This is a genomic window from Catenuloplanes sp. NPDC051500, assembly GCF_044454585.1.
Classification (GTDB): domain Bacteria; phylum Actinomycetota; class Actinomycetes; order Mycobacteriales; family Micromonosporaceae; genus Catenuloplanes.
Window position 1 is genome coordinate 343,504 of record NZ_JBITDX010000007.1, and the last position, 12,678, is coordinate 356,181.

At 70.5% G+C, this 12,678-nt stretch carries 8 protein-coding genes; 4 read left to right on the plus strand and 4 right to left on the minus strand.

Features of this window, described 5'->3' with window-relative positions; genetic code table 11:
• Window positions 1–51: 51 nt before the first annotated feature.
• Entirely contained in the window at window positions 52–999 is a 948-nt protein-coding gene (locus tag ACIA8K_RS17320; protein ID WP_396059860.1) for an FAD-dependent monooxygenase, read from the plus strand.
• Here ACIA8K_RS17320 and ACIA8K_RS17325 read toward each other — a convergent pair.
• Complete coding sequence (locus tag ACIA8K_RS17325) at window positions 958–4,743, minus strand: GH92 family glycosyl hydrolase (protein WP_396059862.1); 3,786 nt, start codon at window positions 4,741–4,743, stop codon at window positions 958–960. The two genes, ACIA8K_RS17320 and ACIA8K_RS17325, sit on opposite strands and share 42 nt — an antisense overlap.
• 149 nt (window positions 4,744–4,892) lie before the next feature.
• Window positions 4,893–5,279, minus strand: a complete 387-nt coding sequence (locus ACIA8K_RS17330) for a hypothetical protein (RefSeq protein WP_396059864.1) — start codon at window positions 5,277–5,279, stop codon at window positions 4,893–4,895.
• A 112-nt stretch (window positions 5,280–5,391) separates the two neighbouring features.
• Here ACIA8K_RS17330 and ACIA8K_RS17335 point away from each other — a divergent pair, with 112 nt between their 5' ends.
• From ACIA8K_RS17335 to ACIA8K_RS17345, 3 genes are all read left to right on the plus strand, one after another.
• Window positions 5,392–6,204, plus strand: coding sequence for a TIGR02452 family protein (locus tag ACIA8K_RS17335; RefSeq protein ID WP_396059866.1), 813 nt, complete (start codon window positions 5,392–5,394; stop codon window positions 6,202–6,204).
• Between the two features lie 77 nt (window positions 6,205–6,281).
• Window positions 6,282–7,217, plus strand: coding sequence for a transporter substrate-binding domain-containing protein (locus ACIA8K_RS17340; RefSeq protein ID WP_396059868.1), 936 nt, complete (start codon window positions 6,282–6,284; stop codon window positions 7,215–7,217).
• Between the two features lie 134 nt (window positions 7,218–7,351).
• The gene (locus ACIA8K_RS17345; protein WP_396059870.1) at window positions 7,352–8,674 is read left to right on the plus strand and encodes a hypothetical protein; all 1,323 of its coding nucleotides are present in this window, start codon (window positions 7,352–7,354) and stop codon (window positions 8,672–8,674) included.
• Between the two features lie 116 nt (window positions 8,675–8,790).
• Here ACIA8K_RS17345 and ACIA8K_RS17350 read toward each other — a convergent pair whose 3' ends face one another.
• Both ACIA8K_RS17350 and ACIA8K_RS17355 read right to left on the minus strand, forming a co-directional pair.
• Window positions 8,791–11,562 carry a DUF5682 family protein gene (locus ACIA8K_RS17350; RefSeq protein WP_396059872.1) on the minus strand — a complete coding sequence of 924 codons (2,772 nt, stop codon included), beginning with the start codon at window positions 11,560–11,562 and terminating at the stop codon, window positions 8,791–8,793.
• Window positions 11,559–12,671 carry an AAA family ATPase gene (locus ACIA8K_RS17355; protein WP_396059874.1) on the minus strand — a complete coding sequence of 371 codons (1,113 nt, stop codon included), beginning with the start codon at window positions 12,669–12,671 and terminating at the stop codon, window positions 11,559–11,561. Before ACIA8K_RS17355 ends, ACIA8K_RS17350 begins: the two co-directional genes overlap by 4 nt.
• Between the last annotated feature and the right edge of the window lie 7 nt (window positions 12,672–12,678).

Consider the following 12,678-nt stretch of genomic DNA (forward strand, 5'->3'; position numbering starts at 1 on the left):
CATAGACCCCCACTTGACTACTTGCCGGCCGGTAAGTAACTATCGAAAGCCATGAGACGAGTGCTGATTTCCGGGGCCAGCATCGCGGGCCCCACGCTGGCGTACTGGCTGGACCGGTACGGGTTCGAGGTCACAGTCGTGGAGAAGGCGCCGACCGTGCGGCAGGGCGGCTATCCGATCGACATCCGCGGGTCGGCGATGGAGGTCTGCGAGCGGATGGGCCTCCTCCCCGCGTTACGGGAGGCACACATCGGCACCCGGCGGATGACCGCACTGACCGAGGGCGGCCGGGTCGCCGCCCGCGTCGACATGGCCGCGCTGCTCGGCGCCGCCGCGGACCGGGATGTGGAGCTGCCGCGCGGCGAGCTCAGCGACATCCTCTACGCGCTCACCAAGGACCGGGTGGAGTACGTGTTCGACGACTCGATCAGCGCGCTGGAGCAGACCGCAGGCGGCGTCGACGTGACGTTCACGCACGGCGCACCCCGTACCGTCGACGTGGTGGTGGGCGCTGACGGCCTGCACTCGGTGACACGGCGGCTGGCGTTCGGCCCGGAGCGGGACTACCACCACTATCTCGGCCTGTGCTTCGCCGGTTTCACGGTGCCGAACACGGACGGGCTGTCGCACGAGATCGTGATCCAGAACGGACCCGGGTTCGGCGCGGCGCTCTACGCGGTGCGGGACCAGCCGTGGGTGCAGGCGATGGTGTTCTTCGCGACCCCACAGCCGGCCCGCGGCTGGACAGCCGATGACCTGCGCGCACAGGTGGCGGAGCGGTTCGCCGGGTTCGACAGCCCGATCCCGGGACTGCTGGAGACCGCGGACCGCGCACCCGGCCCGGCGTGTGGCTGCGCAATCAGAGCTTCCGGATGGCACCGCTGCTCTCCCGGATCGAGCGGAACGCGACCGCGCTGCGGATCTCCGACTATTAGAGACCCGCAGCGCGACGGTGTTCTAGGAGGCCAGCAACTCCAGCTCCGCCACCGTCGCCGGTGACGTGAACTCAAGGCGGTACTGCGTGTAGGCGCCTGGCGTCTTCACAGTGAACGGCCGCGTCTGCTGCCGCCAGCTGAACGCCTCGCCGGACCGGGCGTCCAGCTCGGTCCAGGTGGTGCCGTCGGCCGAGCCGAGCAGCTTCCACCCGGCCGGGTCGGCGCCGGACGCGGCCGCGGACGTGATCGTGTACTGCTTCACAGTGGCCGGGCCGGTGAGCGTCCACTGCGGGGCGCTCACCGAGGCGGACGTGGCGGACGAGTCGTCGGCAAGCGCCGCCGTCGTCACCGTGCCGGACACGTCGTGCTGCGGCGTGGCCGGTCCGGTGCCCTTGGTAAGCGACGGCGGGACCGCGTCCACGCCTGTCGCCCAGGCCGACGGCGCCGAACCCATTGTGAAGTCGAGCGTGCCGCCGTTGGCGAGCGCGGAGTGCGGAAGCGACGAGGAGTTCCACGCCTTGCCGTTCACCTTCAGCGACTGCACGTAGACGTTCGTCGCGGAGTTGCCCGGGGCCTTGACGACTACCTTCTTCCCGTTCTCCAGGTTGATCGTGGCCTTGGTGAACAGCGGCGAGCCGATCACGTAGTTCGCGCTGCCCATCTGGAGCGGGTAGATGCCGAGCGCGGCGAAGACGTACCAGGCCGACATCTCGCCGTTGTCCTCGTCGCCCGGGTAGCCCTGGCCGATCTCGCTGCCCAGGTAGAGCCGGGACAGCACCTCGCGGGTCAGCGCCTGCGTCTTGTACGGCTGCCCGGCGTAGGTGTACATCCACGGGATGTGGTGCGACGGCTGGTTGCTGTGCCCGTACTGGCCCATCCGCACGTCCCGCGCCTCGACCATCTCGTGGATGACGCCGCCGTAGGAGCCGGGCTTGAGCGCCTCCTCCGGGTCCGCGAAGAACGAGTCGAGCTTCTCCGCCAGCTCGGACCGGCCGCCGTAGAGGTTGGCCAGTCCCTGGCCGTCCTGCGGCGCGTGGAACGCCATGTTCCAGCCGTTGGTCTCGGTGTAGTCGTAGCCCCAGACCTCCGGGTCGTACTGCTCCGGCGTCCACCGCCACTGACCGGCCGTGTTCCTGCCCTGGAAGAAGTCGACGGACGGGTCGAAGTGGTTGACGTAGTTCAGCGCCCGCTGGCGGTAGTACTCCGCCTCCTCCGCGTAACGTACGGCGTTCGGGCCGCCGGCCTTGGACAGCTCAAGAGCCATGTTCGCGATGCCGAAGTCGTTGATGTAGCCGTCCATCGCCCAGGACATCGCCTCACCTGTCACGTCGAGCGGCGTGTAACCCTTGAAGATCGACCTGGTCAGGCCCTTGCGGCCGACGTTGTCGTTCGGCGGCGCGACGGACGCGTTCTTGATCGCCGCCTGGTAGGCGACCTCAGGATCGAAACCCTTGATCCCCTTCAGGTACGCGTCCGCGAACGCCACGTCCGAGCTGGTGCCGACCATCAGGTTCGCGTAGCCGGGCGCGGACCAGCGGGAGATCCAGCCGCCGTCCCGGTACTGCTGCACGAAACCGTCGGCCATCTCGCCCGCCATCGACGGCGTGAGAAGCGAGTACGCCGGCCAGGTGGTGCGGTAGGTGTCCCAGAAGCCGTTGTTGACGTACACCTTGCCGGGCTTGATCTGCGCCCCGGTCTCGGTGGGTGTGCTCGGCGGCGTGCTCGTCGACGACTGCACCGTGTGCTGCCAGACCGGTGCCGCGTTCGTGCCGGTGTTCTCGTGCGCGGAGTTCGGGTAGAGGAACAGCCGGTACAGGCTCGAGTAGAGCGTGACCAGCTGGTCGCGGCTGGCGCCCTCGACCTCGACCGTGCGCAGCTTCGCGTTCCACGCGGTCTCGGCACGGGCGCGGACCGACTCGACGGTGTCCGCTGCGGCGATCTCCAGGTCCAGGTTGTGCCTGGCCTGGGCCACGCTGATCAGCGAGGTGGCGACGCGCAGGTTGACGGTCTTGCTGGCGACGGTGACGTACCCGGTGGCGGGCCGGTTGCCCTGCGGCAGCTTGCCGGACGCCACGATCGGGCTGTCAAGCGTGGCGTACATGAACATGCGGGTGGCGCCGTTGGCGAGGCCGCCGCGCACGTCGGTCCAGCCGGTGATCGCGCCGGTCGCCGCGTCGATGGTCAGGTCCGCGTTGCCGTCCACGTTGTCGAAGATGACTGTGCCACCGGTGCCGGTGAACGTGTACCGCATCAGCGCCGCGTGGTCCGTCGGCGCGATCTCCGCCTTCAGGCCGCTGTCCGTGGTGACGCCGTAGTAGTGCGGCTTCGCGATCTCGTTCTCGTGGTGGAACGGCAGCGCACGGGCCGCCCGGTCCACGTTCGGCACCCCCGTGCCGTCCTGCGGCATGAACTGGAACGTCTGCCGGTCCGCCATCCACGGGCTCGGCTCGTGGCTCACCGACAGGGCCTGCAACGCCGGGAGGTTCTGCGCGTTGTTGGCCTTGTGGTACTCGTAGAGCCAGTTCAGCGTGCCGGCGTCGGTAACGGGCGTCCAGAAGTTGAAGCCGTGCGGCACCGCGGCCGCGGGGATGTTGTTACCGCGGGAGAAGCTGCTGCTCGACTGGGTGCCGCGACGCGTCTCGACATACCCCGCGAGGCTCTTCTCCGCCTGGGCGGCCGGCCTGTCGATCAGGCTGATGTCGTCGAACCAGGCCCGCCAGGCGCTCTGCGGCCCCGCCGGCTTGTCGTAGGCGACCAGGATCCGGTCGATGGTCTTGCCGCGGGCCACGTCGCCGATCCGGCTGACGATCTTGTTCCACTGGTTGGCGGACAGCATCTTCGACGCGCCCTGCGCCTGCGGGCTGACCACCGTCCCGTGCTGGTCCTTGGCCTTGAGCCCGCTCAGGAACGTGCCGTCGGTGAACGCCAGATCGACCGAGGTGTACGTGGCCGGGTAGCTCAGGTCACCGCGGCTGAACTCCGGGAAGACCAGGTAGGACAGCTCCGTGTCCCGGTTGACCTTCACGTTCACGTCGTAGATCTTGTTGTAGGTGTAGCCGCGCCCGTCCGTGGCGTGCCGCCCGGCGAACTCGAGCGCGGCCAGCCCGGAGAAGCCGACCCGGGCCTTCGCGGCCGGCGTGTTCGACGGCCCCGCACCGATCCTGCTCCGCACCGGCGCGGGCGGGGGCGGCGTCTCGTTCCCGTCGGAGAGCTGCAGGTCCGCGAGCTGCACAAGGGTGACGCCGCCGTTCGTCGCGGTCACGGTGAGGCGGTAGTACGCGTACGAGCCGGGCGTCGCCACGTCGAAGCCTGTCGTCGCGCCGCGCGCGCCGAGCGTCTGCCCCGAGCGCGTGTCCACTGTGGTCCAATTACTGCCGTCCGCCGAGCCCTGCAGCTGCCAGTCGCGCGGGTCGCGCTCCGGCGCGTCATTACCGGCGGTCAGCGCGTAGCGGACCACTGTGACAGGCGCGTCCAGCTGGTAGGCCGCCCACCCGGTCGGCGTGAAGACGAGCCATTTCGTGTCCGGGTCCGCGTCGCGCAGGTTCGCCGCGACCTCGCCGCCTGCGGTGTTCTCGCCGGACGCGGTGACCGCGACGACGTGCTCGTTGACCGACCCCGGAATGCCCGCTTGCAGCCGCCCGTCCACACCCTCCGCCCGCTCCGCGGTGTCCACCCAGGTCGGTGGCGGGTCCCCGGTCTCGAAGGAGGTGGCGAACCGGGGTGCCGGGGCGGCCGACGCGGGCTCGCTGATCACCACCGAGCCTCCGATCAGAGACAGTGAGAGTGCGGCGGCGAGCGGAATCCGCATCAGACCTCCATCGTTGAGGACGAATCGCCCGTCATCTTCGATCGTCTGACGCCGATCTGTAAAGGCACCGTAATAAAAAATCCAATCCATGGGTACGGATGCGGCCGCCTACGCGTTTCGTGCGAGGCGGCCGCGGTCCCAGGTCAGGCTCAGCAGGTCCAGGACTTGGCGCCGGTGCCGCTCAGACCGCGGACGCTCCCGCAGGCGCCCTTCTGCTTGACCGGCCCGGCGTAGTAGCGGTAGGTGCCGTCGTCGAGCGCCCACCCCGTGGCGCCACGCAGCAGCACGCCGGCGCCGACGTAGGTGGCCTTGCCGACGTTCGCCGTCTTGATCGTGACGACGCACTGCCACGAGCCGTTCGCGAGGTGGTAGACGGTGGCGCCGGGAAGCTTCGCGGAGCGCTTGACCGTGTACCCGGCACCACACAGGCCGGTGGGCGTGTAGGTCGCGGCGTGGGCCGCCGCGGGCGCGAGCGCGGTGGCCACGATCGCAGAGACAACAGCGACGCCGAGGGTACGCAGAATCCGGTTGATCATAATCTTCAACTCCCGATATGTCCGACTTTTCCCTGTTCAACGGCTGGGGATGGCGAGAGTGGCGGCTAAACCGGTGGCCAGCGGATGCGCCGCCGATCAACAATCCTGAGTTGTGAGCACACGACTGCGGGCCATCGCCAAGGAGACACTCGACGTTCTGGACGCCGGGCAGTACCGCGCGCCGTCCGGAGCCCTCGTGCCCGTGGCCTCGCCGGCCGCCTCCGGAACCGTGCTGCACCTGCCGGACGCGGACCTGCCCCTCCCGCCCGCCGCCGTTAGTCCTCCCGCGACGGTCGAGGTCACCGGCGAGTCCACCCTCGACGCCGCGCGCCGGCTCGCGGCGGACGGGCCGGTCGCCGCGCTTGTGTTCGCGTCCGCGAAGAACCCCGGCGGCGGCTTCCGTACCGGCGCGCAGGCCCAGGAGGAGAGCGTGGCCCGGGCGAGCGCGCTCTTCCCGTGCCTCACCGCGGTTCCGGAGTTCTACGCGTTCCACCGCGCCCAGGGCGACCTGCTCTACAGCGATCGGGTCATCTACTCGCCGCGGGTGCCGGTCTTCCGGGACGACAAGGGACGGTTCCTCGAGGCGCCGCACGCGGTGTCGATGCTCACCGCGGCCGCCCCGAACCGCGGCGCGATCATGCTCAACCAGCCGGCGAGCGCACCCATGATCGACACGGTGCTCGCCGCACGCGCCCGGCGGGTGCTGGCGGTGGCGGCGTACCACGGTGAACGTCGTCTGGTCCTTGGCGCCTGGGGTTGTGGCGTGTTCCGCAACGACCCGGCCGCGGTCGCGGAGGCATTCGCGACCGCGCTCGACGCCATGCCCGGCCGCTTCGATCAGGTCACGTTCGCGGTCCTCGACCGTGGCGCGGCACCGATCCGCGCCGCGTTCACCACCCGGCTGGGGGGCACGGCGCGAATCTGACACGTGTCGAGACCCCGATAGTCACGTAGCGCGTTTACTCTGTCGCACTACGCCTCCGTTCGGCGGGGAGGATGGGGATGATCAGGAACCGTTTCCGGCGTGCGATCACCTGTGGCTCGGTCGTTCTCACTCTGGCGCTCGCCACGGCCGCGGGCTGCCAGCCCGACGACGCCGGGCCGCCCTCGGTGGACGAACTGCTGCGGAAGTCACGCATCTGGCAGCGCCCGACGCTGAAGATCGGCGTGGCCGCCAACGAGCCGCTGATGGGCGAGTCGAAGGACGGGGTCCGCAGCGGTTTCGACGTCGAGATTGCCCGCTACCTGGCCCGCTCGCTCGGCTTCACAAACGAGAGCGACATCGAATTCGTCACGGTACGCACCGACGAGCGGATCCGGTTCCTCACCGCCGGGCACGTCGACATGGTGGTCGCCAGCCTCTCCTACACCGAGGAACGCGCCAAGCAGATCGGGATGGCCGGGCCGTACTTCGTGACAAGCCAGGCGTTCCTGGTGCCGAAGTCGTCCGAAGCCACGCTTCGCAACGAGGACGACTTCATCCAGAACAAGGTCAAGGTGTGCACAAGCGGCAGCTCGACAACTGAGGACGAACTGACCCGGCGCGGCTTCACCCGGTCCGTCGTGCTCGACCTCCAGGACTGCGTGAACGGGCTGCTGACCGGCAAGTACGGCGCGATGAGCACGGACAAGACCATCCTCGCCGGGTACTACTCCCAGCATCCGACGCAGCTCGCCTACGTGCAGCTGCCGCTCGGCGCGGACGAGAGCCTGCGCGTCGGCGTGCCGATCACCGACACCGCGCTGCGGGACCTGGTCGGCTACTTCCTGAAGAAGAGCTACAACGAGGGGCGCAACACCGGCGCGAGCCCGTGGCTTACCGCCTACAACAACACGCTCGGCCCGTTCTACCTCGCCGACGTGGACCGGATGAGCCAGCCGGAGCCGCTGAACGTGCCGGACATCGTCGACCACGACGACAAGGTCTCGCCGAAGTGACATCGCCGGCCGCGCCTCCGCCCCCGGACCCGACCGCGACAGAGGCCGCGGCCGCGCCATCGCCCTCGCCATCGCTTTCGCCCTCGCCATCGCTTTCGCCCTCGCCATCGCTTTCGCCCTCGCCGCCGGAGTCTGTGGAACAGCGGACGCAGGCCGGGCAGTCGTTCTGGAGCGTGGTCGTCGGCGTGCCGGCGATCTTCTCGGTGCTGCGGCTCGGCGTCGAGGCCGGCGGCGAACTCCAGACCACGCTGCTGCTGGTGTCGAACGTGGATCCGATCAACCTGATCGCGGCGCTGTTCACCACCGGCGCGCGGTTCACGTCCGCGGCGCTTGTCGGCGTGCTCGCGATCGGCGGCGTCGCGCTCGCCGGGTACACGCCCGGCCGGGGCCGGCCGGCACTGTTCGCCCGCTGGCTGCGCGCGGCCCCGCTGTGGTTCGCGGTCGCCGCGTTCGGGCTGGCCGCGATAACCTGGCAGATCCTCTACCTGCCGATGCTGCTGCCATGCGCGGTCGCCGCGTTCCAGTCGATCGTGACCGTGTCACCCGAGGACCGCTGGAAGGTCGTCTCCGCCGTCGCGGCCGGCTTCCTGGTCTACGGCTGGCTTGTCGGCTCCACAGTGATCGACGCGGCCCGGCAGGGCGACTGGCTGGCGTTCCTGCTGTTCACGGTGCCGCCACTGCTGGCGCTCGGGGTACGCGGGCCGCTGCCACGGACGTTCGTGGGCGTGCTCACGCCGCTCGCCCAGGCAGTGGCGCTGATCATCGTGGCGGGCGCGGCCGTCCCGCTTGTCACCACGCCGGTGCTGCCGCTCACCGTCATCACCGTCTCGCTTACCGGCCCGAACGGCTCCTCCTCCGCCGATCCGGCCTCGCCGGGGCCGGGCGATCCGACCGGCACGGCCACCCCGGGGCCGGGCGGTCCCGCCGGCACGGCCACGCCTGGGCTGGGCGGCAGCGCGCGCCCGGCGGAGCCGGGTGGATCATCGCCGGGGGCCGAGCCGGGCGGCATTGCATCGGGGGACGGTGACGCCGCCGCGCCCGCACCGGGCGGCACCGTTTCACCGGCCGTAGCCGGCCCGGCCGCGCCGGGCTCGTCTGGGGACTCGTCTGCGGGTTCGTCTGCGGGTTCGTCTGCGGGTTCGGCTGCCGGGCCGGACGGCGCCGAGCTGCCGGTCCGCGCGACCGGCGATCCCCGCGACACCGAGGACATCCTCGGCCACGTCATCACCGTTGACGACGTCAACATGGTGATCCTCCAGGAGAGCGGCGGCGTCCGTTACGTCCCCACCGACCTGGTTCGGGCCCAGGTGCTCTGTCCCAGCGAAGACGAACTCCCCCGCTACCGCCTCTGGGTCCGCGGCTTCCACGTCGAGGACTCGCTGCTGGAAGGGCTCGGCCGCCAGGTCCGCCCAGCCAGCCGCCTCGCCGCCGCCTGCCGCAACCCGGTCTCCGGCTGACCGTCCCCGCCGCAAGCTGATCTCCGGCTGACCGCCGCCTTCCCGCAACCCGGTGTCCTTGGCTGACTGCCCACGGCCGGGCCCGCTGCGGGGCGCGGCCGTGGGCGGTCAGCCGGTCAGGCGCCGATCAGGTGCGCCACCGCCTCGGCCGGCTGCGGGTGCGCGGCCAGCAGCGCCGTCGCCGCGCCGCCACCGGCTGGCGCCACCGGCGTCCACTCACCCGCGCACCCGAGCAGTTCCGCGACCGCGTCCGTGGTGACGGGATGTGCGGCCAGGAGCGTGCCGGCCGGCCTCGCCGCGGCGGCGGGCGTCGCGGTGCGGGCCTGGCGCGGCGGCGCGTTCCACGGCGCCACCCAGGAGTCCACGCCGGCAAGCGTGCCCGGGAACGTGCGCCCGGCCTCGCGGGTCAGCACCGGCACCAGCTCCGCGGCCTGGTCCTTCAGCGTGGTGATCAGGCTGGGGAGCCAGGGCAGCAGTACCGGGTCGGGCAGGCGGGCGAACGCCTTGGACAGCGTCTCCACCACGAACGGTGCGAGCCGTGGCACCGACTCCAGCGCCTGGATGAAACCGACCACGTACTGCGGGAACGCGGGCACGATCAGCGGGTTGCCGAGCAGCTCGTCGACGCGGGAGCGCAGGTCGGCGAGGGGCAGGACGCCGAGCTGGTGCAGTGCGGCCCAGAGCAGCGCGATCTTCGCGGGGCTCTCCGGGTGCGACTGCCGGACCGCGATCTCCAGCTGGGCGCGGTCGCAGCCGAGCGACAGCGCCAGGCTCTCCATGCTGAACAGGAAGCCAAGCATGGCGCCCACCTGCCGCACGCCTGTGTCGTCCGCGACGAACGCGGACGGCAGCAGCGTGCAGTAGTGGGCGTAACCGGTCCGGACGAACGACTCGCACCAGGCCGGCAGCACCGGTGTGGTGGACCGGTAGTGCGCGAGCAGCCGCCGGATGCGGCGCAGCACGTCCGGGGCGTCGTCGACGGTACGCTCCGCGGCCAGCAGTTCCACCGCCCGCGCGCCGAGTTCGTCGGTCAGCCGGGGGCTGTGCAGGAACAGCAGCGAGTCCTCGACCGCGGTGAGCGCGGTGGCGGCGGTCGCCTTCGGGTCCCAGGCGGCCCGGCGCAGGCGCTGCTCCAGCACCTGTTCGACTGTGACACCCTCGTACCCGAGCTGGATGATTGTGCGCTGGTGACGCCCGATGTCGAGGTCCCAGCTCTCCTGGATGTGCTTCTCGCCCAGCTTGCGGGAGCCCATGATCGGGCGGACCGCGTGGTCGGGCAGCAGGTAGCGAAGCATCCAGAGCAGCTGGGAGACGCCGGCCAGCTCCGGGTGGGCCGCGAGGTCGAGCAGCGCCCGCTGGATGCTGCGCTGCTCAAGGTTGAGGCCGAGCGGGGCGAGCCGGTCGTAGACGTCGCGGGCCAGCGGCGGCAGCGCGGCGTACCCGACCTGGCCGACCCGGTCCCCGCCGAGCAGGATCTCGCACAGCCGTCGCACGTCGCGGCGGCCGGGCACGCTGTCCTTCTCGATGCAGGTGACTGCCGCGTCCTGGAAGTCGTAGGGCGTCGGCCGGGCCCGCCCGCGCATGCCGGCCAGCAGGATCGACGTCTCGAAGACCGCGATCGCGTCCGCGGTGCTGGCCAGGTAGCCATTGCGGCGGGCGAGCCGGACGATGTCCACGCACCAGCCGCGCAGTTCCTCCTCGTCCAGCCCGTCGAGCGCGGGCGGCCCGGAGAGGTAGCCGGTGAGGTGGTCCTCGACCGGAGCGCCGGCGAGAACCGGTGGCGGCAAGGGCTTGACGGCCCGCGTCTTCCCGCCCTTCTGCCCCTCCAGCTGGAACGGCTTCAGACCGGTCCGGGTCAGTGACTTCTGCCAGGTGGCGCCCGCGATCGAGACGGAGCCGGGTGCGAGCCCGAACTGCGCCTCGATCGCGGACTGGCTGCTGGGGATCAGGCCGTAAAGCCACGTCGTCCCGGTCCGCGGCGTGATGGCGAAGTCCGGCGTGCCGGGCGCGGACCCGACCTCCGGCAGCCGGCTGGCCGCGTGGAACGCGCCGCACACGTAGAGGCACTCGGCCGGGTTCGCGCCGGAGCCGGCCAGGTGCTCGCGGATCCGCGTCCACATGTAGCGCTCGCGGTCCTCGTCCGAGGCGAACCGGCGCGAGTCGTGCGGCGACAACCGCCGGAACAAACTGCCGATCAACACCATGACCTGCCGGTACGTGTCGTAGTCCGCGCCCGCAAGCGGCTGCTCGACGTACTGGTCCCACCACTCCGACCAGTGCCGGACGCGACCGTGGTGGAGCAGGTGCTCCTCCAGCTCGGCGAACCGGGGACGCAGGTCGCCGATCTCCACGCCGACCGCGTCGCCGTGCAGGTCGTCCTCCGGCTCGACGTCCTCGCCGGCTTCCGAAGAAGACGGCGCCGGCTGCCACTGGAAGACGTGGTCGGTGGACCTGTCGACAAGGACCAGCTCCACCCCCGGCGTCTCCAGCGCGTACGAGATCGCCTGGTACTCCGCGGACGCCTCGGTGATCGGCGCGATGACCGACAGCGGCGCCGACTCCTTCGGGAACCCGTCCAGCTCGGATGCGAACGACTGCAGCGCGACCGGCAGCCGGCAGTTGCGCAGCTCGGTGAGGAGCGGCGCGAGGTCCTCGCACAGCTCCAGGTAGATCACTTTCGGCTGTTTTTCCCGGAGCCGGCGCACCATCGCCACCGCGGAGGCCGGGGAGTGGTGGCAGACCGGGAAGATCTCCAGGGGTTCACGGAGAGCATGATCAACGTCGTCGACGATCCCGGCGAGGATGTCCGGAAGCGCGGCCGGTCCGCCGGTGAGCGCTTCCGCCGCGCCGAGCAGTTGCGTGCGGAGGGCATCGAACGGCCCGCTCACGACAGGGTGGCGATCGCCTGGCGACCACCCTCCAGGAAGCCGTTCCACTCGCCGCCCGCGTCCTTGCTGCGCGGCTCGATCACGCCGTGCCAGTACTTGTTGAGGATCGCCAGGTCCTCCGGGCTGCGCCGGGCCAGCGACCCGACCAGCGAGGAGGCGAGCGTCTGGGAGCTGAGCGCGGCCGCGCCGAAGAACGTGGAGTGCAGGATCGCGTCCTCGAGCACACCGATCTGCTCCGCCGTGGACAGCGCGGACTCCAGGCGCTCGTCGTCGCTTGTCGCGGACGCGGACGCGGCGCGCAGGTCGGCGAACGACTGCAGCAGCACGTCGAGCAGCGTCGGCGGGACCTCCAGCTCGATGTTGTGCCGGCGTAGCAGTTCCTCGGTGCGGAACCGGACGATCTCCGCCTCGCTCTTGCGGTTCGTCACGACCGGGATGCGGACGAAGTTGAAGCGGCGCTTGAGCGCTGACGACAGGTCGTTGACGCCCCGGTCGCGGCTGTTCGCGGTGGCGATGATCGAGAAGCCGGGCTTGGCGAAGACGATGTTGTCGTCCTCCAGCTCCGGGATGGACACGTACTTCTCGGACAGGATCGAGATCAGCGCGTCCTGCACGTCGCTCGTCGACCGGGTCAGCTCCTCGAAGCGGCCGATGACGCCGCCCTCCATCGCGGTCATGATCGGCGACGGGATCATCGACTGACGGGACTGGCCCTTGGCGATCACCATCGAGACGTTCCACGAGTACTTGATGTGGTCCTCGGTGGTGCCCGCGGTGCCCTGCACGACGAGCGTGGAGTTGCGGCTGATCGCGGCGGACAGCAGCTCGGCGAGCCAGCTCTTGCCGGTGCCGGGGTCGCCGATGAGCAGCAGGCCGCGGTCGGAGGCGAGCGTGACGATGGCCCGCTCGACGAAGCTGCGGTCGCCGAACCACTTCTGCGGGATTTCGCGCTCGAGGCCGTCGGCGCGCTCGGAGCCGAGGATGAACAGGCGCACCATCTTGGGGCTGAGCCGCCAGGAGAACGGCTTCGGCCCGTCGTCGACCGACTCGAGCCAGTCCAGCTCGTCGGCGTACTTGGCCTCGGCCGGGGCGCGCAGCATGTCACTCATGAGGAAA

What these genes read in the sequence shown, in the direction of transcription:
- ACIA8K_RS17320 (WP_396059860.1), top strand. Translation starts at nt 52, where the DNA reads ATGAGACGAGTGCTGATTTCCGGGGCCAGCATCGCGGGCCCCACGCTG.
- ACIA8K_RS17325 (WP_396059862.1), bottom strand. Translation starts at nt 4,743, where the DNA reads ATGCGGATTCCGCTCGCCGCCGCACTCTCACTGTCTCTGATCGGAGGC.
- ACIA8K_RS17330 (WP_396059864.1), bottom strand. Translation starts at nt 5,279, where the DNA reads ATGATCAACCGGATTCTGCGTACCCTCGGCGTCGCTGTTGTCTCTGCG.
- ACIA8K_RS17340 (WP_396059868.1), top strand. Translation starts at nt 6,282, where the DNA reads ATGATCAGGAACCGTTTCCGGCGTGCGATCACCTGTGGCTCGGTCGTT.
- ACIA8K_RS17355 (WP_396059874.1), bottom strand. Translation starts at nt 12,671, where the DNA reads ATGAGTGACATGCTGCGCGCCCCGGCCGAGGCCAAGTACGCCGACGAG.